Origin of the sequence: Sphingobium sp. BHU LFT2 (assembly GCF_018604485.1) — a bacterium.
GTDB classification, from domain to species: Bacteria; Pseudomonadota; Alphaproteobacteria; order Sphingomonadales; family Sphingomonadaceae; genus Sphingobium; species Sphingobium yanoikuyae_A.
This window is the reverse complement of the sequence record NZ_JAFCGW010000006.1, coordinates 172,271-191,180: the sequence shown is the minus strand read 5'-3', so window position 1 is coordinate 191,180 and position 18,910 is coordinate 172,271. Positions and strand designations below refer to the sequence as shown.

The 18,910-nt window shown below is 66.2% G+C and carries 15 protein-coding genes; 7 read left to right on the top strand and 8 right to left on the bottom strand.

Annotation, left to right across the window (positions count from 1 at the left end; translation table 11 throughout):
- Positions 1-12: 12 nt before the first annotated feature.
- Positions 13-1,038, bottom strand: coding sequence for an outer membrane beta-barrel protein (locus tag JQK15_RS13990; protein ID WP_214866134.1), 1,026 nt, complete (start codon positions 1,036-1,038; stop codon positions 13-15).
- 168 nt (positions 1,039-1,206) lie between these two features.
- Between JQK15_RS13990 and JQK15_RS13985 the strand changes: the two genes are divergently transcribed.
- Positions 1,207-2,385, top strand: a complete 1,179-nt coding sequence (locus JQK15_RS13985) for a BamA/TamA family outer membrane protein (protein ID WP_353047200.1) — start codon at positions 1,207-1,209, stop codon at positions 2,383-2,385.
- Positions 2,386-2,804: 419 nt separating this feature from the next.
- Here the strand turns inward: JQK15_RS13985 and JQK15_RS13980 are convergent, their stop codons facing one another.
- The gene (locus tag JQK15_RS13980) at positions 2,805-3,575 is read right to left on the bottom strand and encodes a phosphocholine cytidylyltransferase family protein (protein ID WP_010337489.1); all 771 of its coding nucleotides are present in this window, start codon (positions 3,573-3,575) and stop codon (positions 2,805-2,807) included.
- 126 nt (positions 3,576-3,701) lie between these two features.
- Between JQK15_RS13980 and JQK15_RS13975 the strand changes: the two genes are divergently transcribed.
- A complete protein-coding gene (locus tag JQK15_RS13975; protein WP_214866133.1) occupies positions 3,702-5,048 on the top strand; it encodes a lipopolysaccharide biosynthesis protein in 1,347 nt (448 codons plus the stop codon).
- 95 nt (positions 5,049-5,143) lie between these two features.
- Here the strand turns inward: JQK15_RS13975 and JQK15_RS13970 are convergent, their stop codons facing one another.
- From JQK15_RS13970 to JQK15_RS13960, 3 genes are all read right to left on the bottom strand, one after another.
- Positions 5,144-5,506: a hypothetical protein gene (locus JQK15_RS13970; protein ID WP_004211134.1), complete on the bottom strand. Its 363-nt coding sequence runs from the start codon at positions 5,504-5,506 to the stop codon at positions 5,144-5,146.
- 121 nt (positions 5,507-5,627) lie between these two features.
- Complete coding sequence (locus JQK15_RS13965; protein WP_125985209.1) at positions 5,628-6,419, bottom strand: nucleotidyltransferase family protein; 792 nt, start codon at positions 6,417-6,419, stop codon at positions 5,628-5,630.
- 40 nt (positions 6,420-6,459) lie between these two features.
- Positions 6,460-7,944, bottom strand: a complete 1,485-nt coding sequence (locus JQK15_RS13960; protein ID WP_251007743.1) for a M23 family metallopeptidase — start codon at positions 7,942-7,944, stop codon at positions 6,460-6,462.
- A 285-nt stretch (positions 7,945-8,229) separates the two neighbouring features.
- On the opposite strand from JQK15_RS13960, the gene JQK15_RS13955 reads away from it, so the two are divergent.
- A complete protein-coding gene (locus JQK15_RS13955; RefSeq protein ID WP_214866131.1) occupies positions 8,230-11,178 on the top strand; it encodes a helicase-related protein in 2,949 nt (982 codons plus the stop codon).
- Between the two features lie 19 nt (positions 11,179-11,197).
- Complete coding sequence (locus JQK15_RS13950; protein ID WP_214866130.1) at positions 11,198-11,482, top strand: RNA-binding S4 domain-containing protein; 285 nt, start codon at positions 11,198-11,200, stop codon at positions 11,480-11,482.
- 21 nt (positions 11,483-11,503) lie between these two features.
- Here JQK15_RS13950 and JQK15_RS13945 read toward each other — a convergent pair whose 3' ends face one another.
- The 3 genes from JQK15_RS13945 to purM form a co-directional block, all read right to left on the bottom strand.
- Positions 11,504-12,295 carry a MipA/OmpV family protein gene (locus JQK15_RS13945; RefSeq protein ID WP_214866129.1) on the bottom strand — a complete coding sequence of 264 codons (792 nt, stop codon included), beginning with the start codon at positions 12,293-12,295 and terminating at the stop codon, positions 11,504-11,506.
- Positions 12,296-12,496: 201 nt separating this feature from the next.
- On the bottom strand, positions 12,497-13,447 hold the full coding sequence (purN, locus tag JQK15_RS13940; RefSeq protein ID WP_214866128.1) for a phosphoribosylglycinamide formyltransferase: 951 nt from the start codon (positions 13,445-13,447) through the stop codon (positions 12,497-12,499).
- 116 nt (positions 13,448-13,563) lie between these two features.
- The gene (gene purM, locus JQK15_RS13935) at positions 13,564-14,658 is read right to left on the bottom strand and encodes a phosphoribosylformylglycinamidine cyclo-ligase (RefSeq protein ID WP_214866127.1); all 1,095 of its coding nucleotides are present in this window, start codon (positions 14,656-14,658) and stop codon (positions 13,564-13,566) included.
- A gap of 196 nt (positions 14,659-14,854) precedes the next feature.
- Between purM and JQK15_RS13930 the strand changes: the two genes are divergently transcribed.
- The 3 genes from JQK15_RS13930 to JQK15_RS13920 are packed head-to-tail and all read left to right on the top strand — an operon-like array spanning position 14,855 to position 18,909.
- Positions 14,855-16,138, top strand: a complete 1,284-nt coding sequence (locus JQK15_RS13930) for a heavy-metal-associated domain-containing protein (RefSeq protein ID WP_214866126.1) — start codon at positions 14,855-14,857, stop codon at positions 16,136-16,138.
- Positions 16,135-16,767 (top strand): HdaA/DnaA family protein, encoded by a 633-nt coding sequence (locus tag JQK15_RS13925; protein WP_004211120.1) that lies wholly within the window; start codon positions 16,135-16,137, stop codon positions 16,765-16,767. Before JQK15_RS13930 ends, JQK15_RS13925 begins: the two co-directional genes overlap by 4 nt.
- A 3-nt stretch (positions 16,768-16,770) precedes the next feature.
- Positions 16,771-18,909 carry an RNA degradosome polyphosphate kinase gene (locus JQK15_RS13920; protein WP_010337022.1) on the top strand — a complete coding sequence of 713 codons (2,139 nt, stop codon included), beginning with the start codon at positions 16,771-16,773 and terminating at the stop codon, positions 18,907-18,909.
- The last annotated feature ends 1 nt before the right edge of the window (position 18,910 follow it).

Here is an 18,910-nt window from a genome sequence, read left to right as displayed (position 1 = left end):
GGGCCGGCCGGATCAGGGCCGAAAGGTCAGGCTCAGCACGAAGCGGTTGGATTCCTGCCCCAGATTATATTCGGCCTGCATCGCCCAATGGCTGGACAGTTCCAGATTGGCGCCGGCGATGCCGGCCCAGGGGCGCCGGCTCGACAGGTCGACCTTGTAGCGCAGGCCGACACCATCGCCGTCCTCGAACAAAGGGCCGCTGCGCACCAGTCCCGACACGGTGACATCCATGTCGAAATAATTGGCGCCGACATAGGGTGTCAGGATCGTGTCGCCGCCCAGCGAGAAGCGCGGGCCGGCCCGTGCCGCGATGTTGGTCATCCGCATGTCGGACCGGTCTTTCTTCGCCACGCTGATCGTCTTGGCGAGGGACAGGGCAGCAAACCAGCTGTTGCTGCCATAACCCAGGATGCTGCCGAAGGTGAAGGAGGTGTTGTCGACATCCGCCTTGAAGGGCAGCTGGCTATGACCGCAGGGCTTGGCCGGGCGACAGAAGGGGAAAGGCACGAAGGCATCGAGATCGATGTCGACGCCGACATCGACATGCCCCTTCACCTTGCCGATGCCGGCGAACAGGTTGAGGAAGGGAAACAGCCAGACATCCGCTTTGAACTCGCTGTTGCTGGTCCGGCTTTCCATCTCCGTCGTGGTGACGAAGGGCACCTGTAGCAGCGACGCGCCCTCGGGCGGATCATCGCCCTTGGCAATGGCGACTGCCAGGTTCCGGCTGTTCATATGCTGAACATTGTGGATCAGCATGCCGCTGGCGCCCAGCGCGCGCTGGATATGATAGCCGCGCTCAATCGCCGCCCGCCCGCCGATCGGCAGCAGCGGATATGTCCTGCGCTCGGGCGGGGGCTCCACCGCCGCTTCTGCGGGCGCAACGGACATCGGCGTGTCGGTCGTCCCGCTGACGGGATCGGCGCTGGTCGCAACCTGGGTAATGATCGGGACGGGCGGCACTTCTTCTGCGCGGGCATGGCTCGCCACGCCCAGCGTCATGACCGATAGCAGCGTCAATCCTCGCATCGCCATCATCCCCTGTCCCCCGGCCCCGCGCCCTGCTCCTTCGGGCCGGGCAGACAATATGCGGAAAAGGCGCTCGCCTGGCTTCTGGGTAATTTCCCCCTTTTGCCTGCACATTTCCCCCGATGGTGCCGCCCCCGCCTTCCTCTAGGCTGGTCCGACATGACAGGGAGACATGGCGTGCGACACGCGCTGGCCGGCCCAAGCCTGATGATGTGCCTGGGCATGGCCCTTCCCGCCGCCGCCCAGAATACGCCATCGCGCGAGATCATGGATCAGGCGCAGAGCGTGCAGGCCGGCGAACCGGAGCCCGCGCCCGATGCCGCCCTGCCCCCGCCCAGCACCAAGCCGGATCTGGTGATCGCGCCGATCCCGCTGTCCAGTCCGGCGATGGGCACCGGCCTCGCCGGTGCGGCGGTGCTCTATTATAATCCCAACGGATCGTCCCGCCCCTGGGTCAGCGGCTTTGGTGGCGGCTACACCAGCACCGATAGCTGGGGCCTGGGCGCATCGCACAACATGACATTGGCCGACGACCGGCTGCGCTTCCAGGGCTGGGCCGGCTATGGCGTCGCCAATCTGCGCTTCTATGGCATCGGCGCCAATGCCGGCGCATCCAACCTGTCGATCAAGCTGCGCGACAAGGCCTTTGCCGCCATGGTCGACACCCAATATCAGATCTTCAGCAAGGGCTTCCTGCGCCACCTCTCCTTCGGCGCGCGCCTCTATTATCTCGACATGAACGCCCGCGTTTCGCTGCCGCTGCCCAATCATCCGAACCTGACGCCGCCCGCGATCGAGCGACACAGCCAGATTGCGATGCTCGGCCCCTCCTTCACGTTCGACAGCCGCAACAATCCGGTAGATCCGCGCAAGGGCGTCTACACCACCGGATCACTGACCTATGGCGCCGACTGGCTGGGCAGCGACTTCACCCATCACAAGCTGCAGATTGCGGGCAATGGCTATTTCCCGCTGGGGCGCGAAACCGTGCTGGTGGTGCGCAAGACGCTGTGCGAGGCGTCGGACGGCGCGCCCTATTATGACCTGTGCCTCTATGGCCAGAATGGCGACCTGCGCGGCTATGAGACCGGCCGCTATCGCGACCGGGCCAGCTGGGCGCTGCAGGGCGAGGTGCGCCAGCATCTGTTCGGCAAGATCGGCATGGTCGCCTTCGGCGGCATCGGCGGCATTGCGCGCAGCGGCAAGGATATCTGGAAACATACCAAGATGCTGCCGGCCGGCGGTTTCGGCCTGCGCTATCTCGCCTCTAAGGAAGCCAATGTGAATCTGCGGGCCGACATTGCCTGGGGCAAGGACGGCGCCGCCTTCTATTTCGGGATCGGCGAGGCCTTCTAGTTAGGGTAGACAGATCAGACGGTCGGCAAACGACCAATTATCGACGTTTAAGGGCGAAAGACTGATGTCCCAAAGCGGACATCCAATTCGGGATGATGGAGATGTGGGGCTAGGCAAATATGTAAAATAGGCATGATGCCAAAACGCATACGTTGAATGCGAGATACATATAGAATTTGCCGACGCTTTCTCTTTTTACCGCCTCGGATTTAGCCCATAAGATTAAATTCATACGCTCGTTCTTCAAGCCGGACCATATTTCGTAAGTGCAATACGTTGCACCGGCAACCGCGAGAAGGATCAATATGCCGTTGGGTTCTGCGGTATTCATCTCGTATGCTTAAGCCGAAAACAGACCTTCCGCAAACCACCCATTCCGGCCATTTGGCAGCCGCCGAATTGGCTACGCAACCCGGCGCTCACGCGCCGTAGCGCCCTTCTTCCACCCATTTCTCGGTCAGCGCATTGGCCGCATCGACATCCTGCGGGAAATCGACTTCCTGCCATTCCAGCCCCTCGATCGACACGGTACCGACCCGGTTGCCCTTGGCGATGATGTCGATCGCGCGCAGATACCAGCGAGCGACGCCTTCGGGCGTGCGCATCATCTGGTCGACCTGGTTGCGGAAGATCGCCGGCCCTTCGCCCACGAACGCCAGCATGCCGATCGATTCGGCATTGGTGTCGGGCGGCAGCAGCCGCTTGCCGATATGGTGCAGGCGACCGGTCTCGTCCCGGTTCACCTTCATGTCGTCATCGTCATAGTCGCCGTCGGGCTTCACGTCGACGGTGACGGTGATCGCGTCCTTGGCGCCCGAGACCAGCTTCGCCACGATCTCGTCCGACACGATGGTGTCGCCGTTCAGGATGATGAAGTCCTGATCCATCTCCTCACGCGCGATCCAGCAGCTGCCCAGATTGTCGGCGACCTGGAAGAAGGGATTGAACAGCGTGCGGATGCGCGCGCCGGTCTCGCGATAAAGCTGCAGCGCATGATCCTCGACCCGCTCGGTGCGGAAGCCGGTGACGACGACGATGTCGGTCACGCCATTGGCGACCAGCGCGGCGATCTGCCAGCTGATCAGGGTGCGGCCGTTGAAGTCGATCATGCACTTGGGCACGTCACGGGTCAGCGGCAGCAGGCGCGAACCCTGGCCGGCGGAGAGGATGATGGCTTTCTTGATGGTCATGCCCGCGCTTTAGAGCGATTTCGCAGCGCAGGGAAGAGAAGGACGCATTTGCGCAATGCGCCGCCCTTCCCTAGATAGACGCCCGCCAGCAACAAACGGCGTGTCACGCGAAAGGCTCCTGTTCCGGTGAAGTTGAAGCGCGCAAAGGGTAGCAGCGCACAGGATGGCTTTGCCCGTATCCTGGCCAATACCGGCTGGCTGCTGGGCGGCAAGGGCGTGGGCGCGGTGCTGAGCCTTGCCTATCTCGCCATCGTCACCCGCACGCTGGGCGTCGCCGATTTCGGCCGCTTCGCGCTGGTGCTGAGCGCGGCCAACGTCATCAAGACGTTGGTGTCCTTTGACAGCTGGCAGATCGTCGTGCGCTATGGCCAGCCGCATCTGGCGGACGGCAACGGCAATGCGCTCAACCGGGTGCTGCGCTTCTGCATCCTGATCGATCTCGCCTCGGCCGTGGCCGGCGGCCTGATCGCCGCGATCATCATCCTCGCCTTTGGCAACCAGCTGCAACTGGGGCCGGGCATGGGGCTTCAGGCCTGGCTGTTCTGCATGGTGATGATGATCACCATCCGCTCCTCCCCCACCGGCATATTGCGCCTGTTCGACCGGTTCGATTCGGCCGCCGTCGCCGAAACCATGATCCCGGTCGGGCGGATGATCGGCGCGGGCCTGGCCCTGGCCCTGATGCCCGGCATCACCGGTTTCCTGATCGCCTGGGGCGCCGCCGAACTGCTGTGTGCGGCGGCCTATTGGTACCTCGCCCTGCGCGAAGGCAAGGGGCGGCTCGGCAGCTGGACCGCCGGCCGAGCGCTCGATGCGCGCCACGAAAATCCCGGCATCGTCGGCTTCCTGACCGCCACCAACCTGCAGACCAGCCTGTCCGCCATGGGGCAACAGGTCGCGGTTCTGGTCGTCGGCCTGTTCGTCGGGCCGGTGGGCGCGGGCCTCTATCGTCTCGCCAACCAGCTCGCCCAGTCGCTGACCAAGATTTCCAGCCTGCTCTCGCGCAGCATCTTCGTCGAACTGTCGCGCACCCAGTCCAGCCATGGCGTGGATGCGCTGCGGTCCCTGTTCCGCCGCACCAACCGGCTGGCGCTGATCGCCGGCGCCATCATCATTGCGCTGATCCTGACCATCGGCCATCCGCTGCTGGGCCTGATCGCGGGCAAGGAATTCCTGCCCGCCTATCCGCTGCTGATGCTGCTGGGCGTGTCGGCCTGTATCGACCTGGTCGGCGTCAGCTATCGCCCGCTGCTGATGGCGACCGACCGTGCCGGCCTGTCGCTGCGCATCACCTTTGCCTCGACCCTGCTGCTGTTGGGGATGCAGGCGGTGCTGCTGCCGATGAACGGCACGATCGGCGCGGCGATCGCCAATATCGTCGCCTCGATCGCCGGTTTCCTGATGATGGGACTTGCCACCCGCCATGCGCTGGCGCTGCGCGATACCCTGCCGCCGAAGCCCGACGCGAACTGAGCGACACCAGCGCGCCATCCCTGGATCGAGGGGGGAGAGGAACGACGCGCTGGTGCCGCGCCCGGTTCAGCCTGATGAGACCGGGCTAGGGAAATTCAATAATATTTGAAGGCGGTTACCACCCCATTCTGGGTGCTGCACTTGAACGTCTTCTTGACCGTCTTCTGCTTGCCGTCCTTGTCGATCACGACATTGACCAGCGCGCGCACGGCGCCGCGGCTGTCGCTTTTCTTGTCGGTATCCTCGACCTCGCGCAGGGTGACGTCGATCACCCCCTTCTTCGCGCCCTGGGCCTTGGCTTCGTTCAGGCAGGCGGCGACCGATACGTCGCGGGAATCGCCGCTGACCGGGGTGACCGGGGTCGGCGCCGGCGGCGGGGGCGCCGCTTCGGGCGTTGTCTGTGCCATCAGGACGAGGGTGGCGGGCAACAATGCCGCCAGGGGCAGAATCTTGCGCATGCGGGTGCTCCGTTCATCGGGCCCATCTGCCGGGTCCGATTGTTTCTAGCATGCAGCCACAGTGCGCGGCATCGGGAATAACCCGATAGGGAAACGCTCTGCCCCTTAGCGCGCGAGGCCCTTAGCGCGCGAGGATGGATTCGATCAGCACGATGTCGTCGGGCTTGTCGGCGTCGATGCAGGCTTCCGCCTGGTCCATCGCCACCAGCCGCGCGGTCAGGCCGAAACGCCGCCCCACCCGCGCAATGCCGCCGCGCAGGGTCAGGATGCGCAGCAGCGCGCCCACCAGCGCCAGCGGGCCGAAGGCGGACAGGATCTTCCAGCCCTTCTTGCGGTCCTGCTCGACATCCTGCCACAACGCGATCACCGGGCGCGCTTTGGCGCTGCCGAACCAGAAGATGTTCGCGCCCGACCACCAGCCGTCGCGGAACTTGAGCCAGGTGCGGCGCGACTGCGGATAATGGGCCAGCAGGGTCGTCTTCTCGACCATGGCGACGGCGATGTCGGCGCCCGTCGCCTCCGCCACGAACTGATCCAGCATCGCCGCGTCGAGCAGAACATGGTCCGCCGTGGTCATCAGCAGCGGGAAAGGCAGGTCCGCCTTCTCCATCAGTTCCAGCAGCGAGGAGGCGATGCCCTTGCCGCCACGCTCGAACCGCACGCGCGGATCGCTCGCCAGCCAGGCGGTGGCCGGATCATCGGCGAAATATTCGGGATTCTGCGTCAGCACCACCAGCTGGCCGATTGCCGGATGAGCGAGCAAGGCGCGCGCCGGGCGGTTGATCATCGGTTCGCCTGCGACCGGCACCAGCGGCTTGACCGGTACGCCGGCAGCGGTGGCGAGCGGATCGGCGATCGGCCGCGCGCCTGCCAGCAGGATCGCGGTGATGGTGGCGGGATGGGAGGATGTCATGCCCGCTCGTTAGCCGAGCGAGCCACCGCCGCAAAGCCGCTTATTTCCCCGCAGCGGCCGGTGCGCCCGCGGTCGGCGCGGCGGCCGCCACCTCATGCGTGCCGACCTTCAGCCCCTTGAGCTGGGCCAGGCGCGCGCGGAAGGCGGCCAGATCGCTGCCGGTCAGCTGCGCCGTCGTGGTAAACTTCACCGACAGCGGATTGACCACCTGCCCATTACGATACAGCTCATAATGAAGATGCGGACCGGTCGACAGGCCGCTGGAGCCGACATAGCCGATCACCTGGCCGCGCCGCACCCGCTGGCCCGGCACCGCCGCGATCCGGCTCATATGGGCATAGCCGGTGGCCAGGCCCCCGCCATGGGAAATGCGGACATAATTGCCATGACCGCCATGACGGCCGGCAAAGGCGACCACGCCGTCGGTCACGGCATAGATGGGCGATCCATAGCGCGCGCCGAAATCGATGCCGGCATGCATGCGGGTATAGCCCAGGATCGGATGGCGGCGCATACCGAAGCCCGACGTCATGCGAGCGCCATCGACCGGCGCGCCCAGCACGCCGCGTTTTTCACCCACGCCCGATGCCTCGAACCATTCGGTGCGGCCGTCGCTGGTCCATTTCAGCATATCGACCGCCTTGCCCCGCGCCCGGCGGAAACCGGCATAGAGCAGCTCGCCCACCTCGACATCGCCGGTTTCGGCGCGATGATATTCGGTGATGATGTCATAGCGGTCGCCCGCGCCGATCGATCCCAGATCGACCTGCTTGGCGATCACCCGCAGGAAGGCCTGCACCGCCTTGGGCGGCGCGCCGGCGGCACGGGCCGAACGATAGATGCTGTCGCCGACCACGCCCTGGATGCGCAGCGGGGTATTGTCGACGCGAATGGGCACGCGCGTCACCTGCAGCACGCCGCCGACCCGGTTGAGTTCGACCGCCAGGTCGAGCCGCGCGCGGAAATTGAGCTTGTCGAGCGGCCGGGGCGATGTGCGGCTGGCACGGCGGCCCAGGATGATGTCGAGCCGGGTGCCCGGCTTCACGCCTGCGCCGATATCGCCGCCGACCATGCTGGTCACGGTCGCGACATCGCCGCTGCTGACCCCGGCACGCGACAGGGCGCGGGCCAGCGTGTCGCTGCTGCCGATCTGGGCATTGAGTTCGATCTGCGGGCGCTCGGGCGTTTCCTTGAGCGGCTGCACCGCATCGGTCGCGCCCATCCGCCGGCCGCTGTCCGCGCCCAGCGCCAACGGCGTGATCATCTGGCTGCGCACCTCGTCATATTGCGCTGGCGCCAGCAGCGGTTCGGGCGCGCCGGGCACCGGCTGGAAACCGGGCGAGAGATAGAGGGCGGTGGCGCACAGGCCAAAACAGGTGGCAAGGCCGCGGAACCAGGTAAGGCTGCCGACATTCTGCCCCAGGTCCGGGACCAGATTGACGTCCTCCGCCCAGTCCCTCAGGCGCGTGCGCCAGTCGCGTGGCGCCGCCGGTCGCTGCAGGCTGTCCGCCAGCCATAGCGACATGGACGCGCCACCCTGCTGAAAACCCGACTGATTATCCTGGAACAAAAGCCGCAACCCCCGGGGTGCTTTTTATCGCATCGCCAACGCAATGGTCCCCGCGCCATGCGTCGGACCGCACCCTTGTGAACGCGCAGGGTTAAAGTCAATTTAAGACGCCGTCATGACCCGCGCCGCTGCGACGAAACGTGCCCATGGCCGGGCAGAGTCCCGTTAACCAAGGGAACATCGGGCCGATCGCGCAAAGTCCTTGCCCTGCCCGCCATCCTGCACGACATAGGCCCCATCATGGCCCAGTTCGCCCGTTCGCCCGTCACCGCTGTGCTGGGCCCCACCAATACCGGCAAGACCCATCTCGCCGTCGAGCGCATGTGCGGCCATTCGAGCGGCATGATGGGCTTTCCGCTGCGCCTGCTGGCGCGCGAAGTCTATGACCGCGTCGTCGCGATCAAGGGCGCGCAGCAGGTCGCCCTCATCACCGGCGAGGAAAAGATCGTGCCGCCGGGCGCGCGCTATTTCCTCTGCACCGCCGAATCCATGCCGATCAGCGGTGGGCGTGAGGCGGCGGCGATGACCGGCGGCCTCAGCGATTTCGCCTTTGTCGCGCTGGACGAGGCGCAACTGGGCGCCGATCCCGAGCGCGGCCATATCTTCACCGACCGTATCCTGCGCGCCCGCGGCCGCGAGGAAACGATGATCCTGGGCTCCGCCAGCATCGCGAAGACGGTCAAGAGCCTTGTCCCTGAGGTCGAGATCATCGGCCGGCCGCGCTTCTCCACCCTCTCCTATGCCGGCGCCAAGAAGCTGTCGCGCCTGCCCCGCCGTTCCGCCATCGTCGCCTTCTCGGCCGAGGAAGTCTATGCCGTGGCGGAAATGCTGCGCCGCTTCCGCGGCGGCGCGGCGGTGGTGATGGGCGCCCTGTCGCCCCGCACCCGCAACGCCCAGGTGCAGATGTTCCTCAACGGCGATGTCGATTATCTGGTCGCCACCGACGCGATCGGCATGGGCCTCAATCTCGACGTCGCCCATGTCGCCTTCGCCTCGCTGCGCAAGTTTGACGGCCGCCGGTCGCGCCGGCTAACGGTCGCCGAAATGGCCCAGATCGCCGGCCGCGCCGGGCGCCATCACAAGGACGGCACCTTCGGCAGCCTGGGATCGGAGGATGGCGACGCCGCCTTCACGCCCGAAGAGATAGAGGCGATCGAGGCGCATCGCTTCCCTTCCGTCGACCAGCTTTTCTGGCGCGACGGCGCCCCGCGCACTGACAGCATCGATCATCTCATCATCGATCTGGAGGCCCGGCCCGACCGCCCGGAACTGCGCGCCGCGCCGCAGGCGGTCGACCTGGCCGTGCTGCGCCGCATGGCCGAAGACCCGGAGGTCCAGGCCCGTGTCCGCTCCAAGCGCGATGTCGAACGACTCTGGGCCGCCTGTGGCCTGCCCGATTTCCAGAAGCTGGGCGCGGAGCATCATGCCCGCACCGTGGCGCGCATCTGGCGCTTCATCGCCGGCAATGGTTCGGGTTTTGGCGGCCATATTCCGCGCGACTGGTTCGCCCAGCAGATCGCCCGCCTCGATTCGGTCCAGGGCGACATCGACACCTTGTCGGGCCGGATCGCCGCCGCGCGCACCTGGTCCTATATCGCCCATCGTCCCGACTGGCTCGCCAATCCGGTGGAGATGGCCGAACGCACGCGCATGCTGGAAGAAAAGCTGTCCGATGCGCTGCATGCGGCCCTGACGCAGCGTTTCGTGGACCGACGCACCTCTGTTCTGCTAAGGGATATCGGACAGAATGCGAGCAATCTGCCGGTCACGGTCGACCCGGATGGGACGGTCTGCGTCGATGGCGAGACGATCGGGCGACTTGACGGATTTCGTTTCTCAGTCGATCCCGCTACGCGACTCCAGGACAGAAAGCTGTTGCTGGCGGCGGCGGAAAGGCGCCTTGGAAAGGTATTACGAGTGAAGGCTGACGAATTGATGAGCGCTGCGGATACGGATTTCGCGCTCATGGACGATGCGGGACAGACGCCGGGCATCGCCTGGCAGGGAACCCCGGTCGCAACGCTGATGGCGGGCGCAGGCCTGCTCGCGCCCGAAATCCGGCTCGATCGCGCGCTCGCCGCGCTGGGCCCGGATGTGCAGAAGCAGGTGACCACCCGTCTGGCGACCTGGTTCGAGGCGCAGAAGCAGAAGCATCTGCTGCCGCTGGTCAAGATGAGCGAAAGCGCTGCCGATCCGGCCGTGCCCGCCGTCGTCCGCGCGGTCTTCGCCCAGCTGGCCGATGCCGGTGGCGTCGCGCCGCGACTCGACCTTGATTCGGCGCTCGGCCATCTCGACAAGGATCAGCGCCATCTGCTGCGCCGCGCCGGCATCGATATCGGCGTGCTCGACCTCTATCACCCCGGCCTGTTGAAGCCGGGCGCGGCGCGCTGGCGTGCGGCGCTGCAGGCGGCGCGCATCGGCAAGCCCTGCCTGCCGCTGCCCCAGCCGGGCCTGACCCTGATCCCGACCGGCGACAAGCCGCAGGAAATGGGCGCCCGCATCGCGGGCTTCCGAAGCTTTGGCCCGCAGATGCTGCGCATCGATATGGCCGAGCGCATGGCCCGCACCGCGCATGAGACGATCGCGAAGAATGAGCCGTTCAGCGCGCTCAGCCCGCAGATCGTGTCGCTGGGCCTGAGCGAAGAAGCCTTCCTGCAGCTGATGCGCGCCGCCGGCTTCCGCCCGATCGATCCGGTGCCGACCCCGGCGCCCGTCGCCGAGGCGCCGGTCGAAGCCGCGCCCGCCGTGGAAGGCACGGACGTGGTCGAAGCGACCGAGGCTGCGCCTGAAGCAACGGCGGAAGCCGTTGCCGAGGCCCCCGTCAAAGCGGACGCGGGAACGCCTGGCGAAGCGGCGACCGAAACCCCGGCCGAAGCGCCCGTCGCCGCCACCGGCGCCAACTGGGTCTTCAAGGGTCGGCAGAAAGGCCGCCCGCAGGGCGATCGTGGCCCGCGCGGTCCCCGCCGCGATCAGCAGCAGCGCCCCGAAGGCAAATTTGCCGGCAAGAGCGACAATCGCGGCGAAGGTCGTGGCGATAACCGTGGCGGCAAGGGCGGCGATCGCGGCCCGCGCAAGGGTGGCGACCGCGACGATAATCGCGCGCCGCGCGCTACCCCCGCCAGCCACAAGGCCGCGACCAGCAACCATGCCTTTGCCGGCCTGGCCGAACTGCTGGGGCGCAATGGCTGACCCCAAGGGGGCCATTGCAATGCCGGGGGCGGGCGTCGGCCCGTCCCTGCGCATCGACAAATATCTTTGGTTCGCGCGCCTGTCGAAAAGCCGCTCGACCGCGCAGAAGCTGGCCGAGGACGGCCATATCCGCCTCAACGGTCGGCGCATCGACCGGTCCCATGCGCCGGTGCGCGCCGGCGACCTCATCACCTTTCCCCACGCCGCCGGCGTCCGCGTCGTCCGCGTGATCCAGTTGCCCAGCCGGCGCGGCCCCGCGCCCGAGGCGCAGGCCTGCTATGAGGAACTGACGGTCGGCAGCTAAACCCGCCGCCGATCGCCTGGTTCAGAACCGGTAGGCGAGCGCCAGAAAGCCGTTCGGCCGCGTCGCATGCTCGACCAGCGGACTGTCCTTGACCCGGCCGAGCAGACTAGTCGCCCCGACCGATCCGGTCACGCTCCAGCGGCTGTCGAGCCGATAGACGATGTTGAGCAGCGCCGAGACATCCTTGAACCCTGCCTTGCCGCGATATTGGTCCAGTCCGGACGCTGCCGCCTCCCGCGCATTCACCCCGAAATAGCCATCCATATGCTTGCCGTCGGCAAAGCTGGTGGCGATCGAGGGGGTGATGATGAGCTTGGGATTGAGGATGACAGGATAGGAGAGGCTGGCGTCAGCGATGAAGCCGCCGGTGCTGCCGGTAATGCCCTGCGTCGCGCCCAGCGTCGCCACCACGCCGCCGCCGGTCAGATTGGCGAACACGCGCCCGCCCACGCCCCAGGACAACCGATCGACGCCCGTGGGCACGTCGCGCCGCCGATAGCCGGGCATCGGCGTGACACCCGCGCCGATGGTCAGCGCCCGGTCATCGACCAGATTGAGCCCCACGCCATTGCGGAAATTGGCGAAGAAGCGCCCCTCGACAATGTCGATCGCGGGCAGCGGCAGCACGCGATAATCGTCGGCGCCCTGATAGACCGGCGTCACCGCCGCACCCAGGCCGATGACGATCCGGTCCTTGCTCGGCTGCCCCACCGACTGGCGCGAACTGCTGAGATCCTGCGCCTTGACTGCCACCTGCGCGGCTGCGCCCATGGCGAGGAGCGCGATGCTCAATCGGACCATCGTCGATTTCATTATGCAAATCCCTGTCGAAACGGCCGTCCGAAGATCGACCAGCCCCCATGCCGACGCACGGGCATCCATGGCCCGGCACAGTAATTTCCCGTCAATATACTGTAAATACAGCACAATGTTTCCGGACAATGTCCAGCATCGGCCCGACGCAGGAAGATCACAACTCATCCTGCATATTTGTTCGGCCCATCGACCAGATGGTCAGAACTGGTCGGCGATGTCCATCAGGCCCAGCAGCTTGCGCGGCGCGATCTGGCGCCAGCTGGCGTGGAGGCGCTCGCCGATATGGTCCCAGTCGGTATCGCCCAGGTCCAGGCGGATGCCGACCCAGTCATTGCCGAAATAGGCGGGGCGGTAATAGCGGTCCGGGTCGGCTTCGATCAGGGTCGCCTGCTCCTCCGGCGCGGTGGTCTTCACCAGCACGGCGATGATGCCGTCGCCATGATGGTCGCGCGTGAAATAGGCGAATTTCTTGCCCTTGACGATGCCGAAGCAGGGCATGCCGTGCGACACGATCTCGTCCGCCTGCGGCAGCGCCAGCGCGGCTTCACGCACCTTGTTCAGCAGCCAGTCGGGCTGGCGCTCACGGGTGACGAAATCGGCGAGCGTGCGCGAATAGAGCTGATGTTCGGCGATCAGGATGCGCCCGGCCAGGCTGTCGGCCGTGTCGCCGGGCAGGATCGCCACCGGGGTCTGGCCCAGCACCGGGCCATCGTCCAGTTCGGCGGTGACGATATGGACCGAGCAGCCGGCATGGCTGTCGCCCGCGTCGATCGCGCGCTGATGGGTGTCGAGGCCCTTATATTTGGGCAGCAGGCTGGGATGGATGTTGAGCATCCGATCTTCCCAGCCGGACACGAATTCGGGCGACAGAAGCCGCATATAGCCGGCCAGCGCGACATATTGGACGCCGGCAGCACGCAGCTGCGCGTCGATCACCGCGTCGAACTCCGCGCGCTTTAGCCCCTTGTGGCTCTGGCCGAAGGTGGCGATGCCTTCGGCCGCGGCAAGCGCTAGGCCGGGCGCGTCCGGATCATTGGCGGCGACCAGCACGATCTCATAGGGGCAGTCCGCGGCCTTCGCTGCGTAGAGCAAAGCCGCCATGTTCGAGCCGCGACCGGAAATCAGGACGCCGATCTTTGCTTTGGTCATAGGGTCTCCCCTCCCGCTGGCGGGAGGGGCCGGGGGAGGGCCTGTCTTAAAGGCGATCCCCTGGAAAACCCTCCCCTAACCCCTCCCGCAGGCGGGAGGGGGATTGGTGGTGCTTGTCAGCCCAGATGCGTGGCCGACCAGTCGGCCTTGGCGCTCCAGGTTTCGGCGCTGCCCTTGACGGTGCAGCCCTTGTCGCCTTCGCTGACAGTGCCGACGCGGAACACGGTTTCGCCCGCATCCTCCAGCGCCTGGGTGACGCCCACAACATGCGCCTCGTCCACCGCCAGGATCATGCCGATGCCGCAGTTGAAGGTGCGCGCCATCTCTTCGGGCTCGATATTGCCCTGCGCCTGGAGGAAGGCCATCAGGCGCGGCTGTTCCCAGGCGTCGGCGTCGACGATGGCATGGGTACCATCGGGCAGGACGCGGGGGATATTTTCCAGCAGGCCGCCGCCGGTGATATGGGCGAGCGCATTGATCATGCCGGCGCGAACCAGCGGCAGCAGGCTCTTCACATAGATTTTGGTCGGCGCCATCAGCGCGTCGATCAGCAGCACTTCATTGTCGAAGATTGCCGGGCGATCGAGCTTCCAGCCCTTGTCGGCGGCGAGGCGGCGGACCAGCGAGAAGCCGTTGGAGTGGACGCCCGAGGAGGCGAGGCCGATCAGGACGTCGCCGGCCTTCACCTTGTTGCCGGTCAGCGCCTTGGAGCGTTCCACGGCGCCGACGCAGAAGCCGGCCAGATCATAGTCGCCGTCGCTGTACATGCCGGGCATTTCGGCGGTCTCGCCGCCGATCAGCGCGCAGCCGGCCTGGCGACAGCCCTCGGCGATGCCGGCGATGACGCGTTCGGCGACGCCCGACTCCAGCTTGCCGGTGGCATAATAGTCGAGGAAGAAGAGCGGCTCGGCGCCCTGCACGATCAGGTCGTTGGCGCACATGGCAACGAGATCGATGCCCACGCCGTCATGGCGGTCATGGTCGATCGCCAGTTTCAGCTTGGTGCCGACGCCATCATTGGCCGCGACCAGCAACGGGTCGTCATAGCCCGCCGCCTTCAGGTCGAAAAAGCCGCCGAAACCGCCCAGTTCGGCGTCCGCGCCGGGGCGTCGGGTGGCCTTGGCCAGGGGGGCGATGGCACGGACAAGGGCGTTGCCCGCGGCGATGTCGACGCCAGCCTTGGCGTAGCTGTAGGATTCGTTGTCGCTCATGAGGCTGCGCTCTACGTTCGAAACGGTCCGATGTCGAGTTTTGCGCGGCCATTGCCTCTATATCCCGTTCGCCCTGAGCGAAGTCGAAGGGCATCGCTTCGCTCAGGTGAAGGCTTCGACTTCGCTCAGCCCGAACGGGGAAGGTCGTGCAGGTTCGCGCTTGGCATGCGGGGCAAATCTCGCCAAAAGGACGCCCGTGATCCTTGCCAAGACTCTTCGTCGCCTGTCGTTTCCGCCAGCGCTTGCTCTCCATGCCCTGTCCCGGCCGGCGCAGATCGCCGGCGCGGTGGGAATCGGCCTGGTCGGCGCTGCGCTGTTCGCCCAGATGGAAGGCGAACGCGGCGTCCCGCCGATCGCCAGCGGCGGCGATTATGAGGTGCGCGGTGTGAAGGTCGACGTCCAGGCCGGCAGCGCCGATGCGGCCCGCTATGCCGGCTGGCGGCTGGCCCAGCGCCAGGCGTGGAAGATGCTGTGGACCCGCACCCATGGCGGCACCGGCGTGCCCAGCCTGTCCGATTCGCAGCTCGAGGCCATGATCTCGGGCATCGAGGTCGAATATGAACAGGCAGGCCCCGGTCGCTATGTCGCGACGCTCGGCATCCTGTTCGACCGCGCGCGCACCGGCCAGTTGCTGGGCGTTTCCGGCAATGTGATGCGCTCGCCGCCGCTGCTGGTGATCCCGGTCATGTGGGATGGCGGCTCCGCCGTATCCTATGAACGGGTCAATGAATGGCAGAAGGCCTGGGCGCGTTATCGCACCGGCGACAGCGCGATCGACTATGTCCGGGTCGCGGGCTCGGTCGCCGACCCGGTATTGCTCAACGCCGGCCAGACCGGGCGGCGCGGTCGCCTGTGGTGGCGTGTGCTGCTCGATCAATATGGCGCCGCCGATGTGGTGATCCCGATGGTGCGGCTCGACCGGCAATGGCCCGGCGGTCCGGTGACGGCCAATTTCACCGCCCGCTACGGCCCCGACAACAGCCTGATCGGCAGCTTCGCGCTGCGTGCGTCGAACGACAGCGGCATCCCGCAGATGCTGGACGAAGGCGCGCGCCGAATCGACGAGCTTTATATCCGCGCGCTCAATGACGGACGCCTGCGGCCCGATCCGTCACTGATCATCGAGGAACCGGTCGATCCGAGCGCGCTGGCGATCGAGAATGCGACCGAAGCGCCGATCGAGGCGGTCGACATGCCACTGCCCACTGCTGGCGCCAGCGTCGCCAGCTTCGCGATCCAGTTCGACACGCCCGACGTCGGATCGGTCACCGCCGGCGAATCGGCGGTGCGCGGCATTCCGGGTGTGCGGTCGGCCGCGACCAGCAGCCTGGCGCTGGGTGGCACGTCGGTGATGCAGGTCAGTTTCGAAGGGAGCGCCGACGCGCTGCGCACCGGATTGCAGGCCCGCGGCTACAGCGTGGCGGTATCGGGCAACACCATGCGCATCTCGCGCCGGCAGGCGCCCGCAGGACAGCCATGAGCCAGATCAGCCTGCCCTTCGAATGGCAGGGCCAGGGCGAGGAGTTTCTGGTGAGCGAGGCCAATCAACTGGCCGTTGCCCATCTGGAACGCTGGCGCGACTGGCCCGTGTCCGTGACCGTGCTGACCGGGCCGCCCTTGTCGGGCCGTTCGGCGCTGGGCCGCCAGTTCGTCGCGATGAGCGGCGGCAGCGTGATCGACGATGCCGAGGGGCAGGACGAGCATATGCTGTTCCATGCCTGGAACGAGGCGCAGACCGAGCATCGCCCGCTGCTGATGATCGGCCGCACCTCGCCACTGCGCTGGACGGTGGCGCTGCCCGACCTGCGATCGCGGCTGGCCGGATCGCCCCATGTCGCGATCGAGGAACCGGACGAGGCGCTGGCGCTGGCGCTGATCGAGCGGCGGCTGGGCGCGTCGGGCGCCAGCTTCGCGCCGGACCTTGCCCCCTGGCTGCTCCGGCGGATCGAGCGCAGCTATGGCGCGATTGCGGCGGTGACGGCGCTGCTGGATGAGGCATCGCTGTCATCTGGACGTAAGATTTCGGTCGCACTGGCGAAAGAGGCCCTGCAATCTGCAGGAATCTTGCCTATAGTCCCGCCCGATCCCACCAACGACCAGCGCGAGTAATCCGTGGCCGAAGCCGATCCCATCGCCAGCCTTTCGCCCGCGGGCGAGCGCTATTTCAACCGCGAGCTTTCCTGGCTGGCCTTCAACCAGCGGGTGCTGGAAGAGGCGATGAACCGGGCCCACCCACTACTCGAACGGCTCCGCTTCCTGTCGATTTCGGGCGCCAATCTCGACGAATTCTTCTCCGTTCGCGTTGCCGGGCTCAAAGGGCAGCAATTGCAGGATGTCGATCTGCGGTCGGCCGATGGCCTGACGCCGGCGCAGCAGCTCGGCGCGATCACCGAAACCACGGCCAGCCTGATGCGCGCCCAGCAGAAGGTCTGGGGCGCGCTGCACGGCGAGCTGGTGCAGGTCGGGATCGAGGTGATCGGTCCGTCCGCGGAAATGGATGTCGGCTGCGCGCAATGGCTGCGCGAACATTTCCTGACCCAGATCTTCCCGATCCTGACGCCCCAGGCGCTGGACCCGGCACATCCCTTCCCCTTCATCCCCAATCAGGGCCTGTCGATCGTCTTCGATCTGGAGCGCCTGTCGGACAAGCAACCGATCCGCGAACTGGTGATGATCCCCTCCTCGCTCGCCCGCTTCGTGCGCATTCCGGGCGAACCGATGCGCTACATGGCGCTGGAGGCGGTGATCCGCCGTTTCTCGGCCGATCTCTTCCCCGGCTATCGCGTCCGCAACAGCGGCGTGTTCCGCATCATCCGCGACAGCGACATCGAGATCGAGGAAGAGGCGGAGGATCTGGTCCGCTATTTCCGCAGCGCCATCAAGCGCCGCCGCCGCGGTCGCGTGATCCGCATGGAGATAGAGGAGCGCATCCCCGAACCGGTCGAGGAAATGCTCCAGGACATGCTCCAGGGCCATGAGGCGATCGTCGTCGAGGTGGAGGGCTTCATCGGCATCGGCGACCTGTCCGGCATCGTCGACGCCGACCGCCCCGACCTCAAGTTCGAGCCCTATGCGCCGCGCTTCCCCGAGCGCATCCGCGAATATGGCGGCGACTGTTTCGCCGCGATCCGCGCCAAGGACATCGTCGTCCATCACCCCTATGAGGCGTTCGACGTCGTCATCTCCTTCCTGAAGCAGGCCGCGTCCGACCCGGACGTGGTCGCGATCAAGCAGACCCTCTACCGCGCGGGCAAGCAGTCGGCGATCATCCGCGCCCTGATCGACGCGGCCGAGGCCGGCAAATCGGTGACCGCCGTGGTCGAGCTGAAGGCGCGTTTCGACGAGGAACAGAATCTGATGTGGGCCGACGCGCTGGAACGCGCGGGCGTGCAGGTCGTCTATGGCTTCATCGACTGGAAGACCCATGCCAAGGTGTCGATGGTGGTGCGGCGCGAGGGCGACCAGTTCCGCAGCTACTGCCATTTCGGCACCGGCAACTACCACCCGATCACCGCGCGCATCTATACTGATCTCAGCTTCTTCACGGCTGACCCCGCCTATAGCCGCGATGCCGCCGCTTTGTTCAACTACATCACCGGCTATGTCGAGCCGCAGCGGCTGGAAAAGCTGGTCATGTCGCCCCGCGACCTGCGCGACACGCTGTGCGCCTGCATCGATGCGGAGATCGACCATGTCCGCGCCGGCCGCCCCGGCACCATCTGGGCCAAGATGAACAGCCTGGTCGACCCGGCGATCATCGAGAAACTCTATGCCGCCAGCAATGCCGGGGTGCAGATCGACCTGATCGTGCGCGGCATCTGTTGCTTGCGTCCGGGCGTTCCGGGCATGTCGGAAAATATCCGGGTCAAGTCGGTTGTCGGCCGCTTCCTGGAACATAGCCGCATCACCGTCTTCGGCAATGGTAAGGCGCTGCCCAATAATGGCGCGAAGGTCTATATCAGCTCGGCCGACTGGATGCCGCGCAACTTCGACCGCCGTGTCGAATTTCTCGCGCCGGTCGAAAATCCCACCGTCCATGACCAGATTCTCGACCAGGTGATGGTCGCCAATCTGATCGACACCGAACAGAGCTGGGTGCTGGATCGCGATGGCCATTATACCCGGCTGGAGCCGGGCGACCGGCCGTTCAACCTGCACCGTTATTTCATGACCAACCCGTCGCTGTCCGGGCGTGGCGCAGCGCAGGAGCATGGCGCGGTGCCGACCCTGCGCCTGCGTGGCCGGGCCTGAT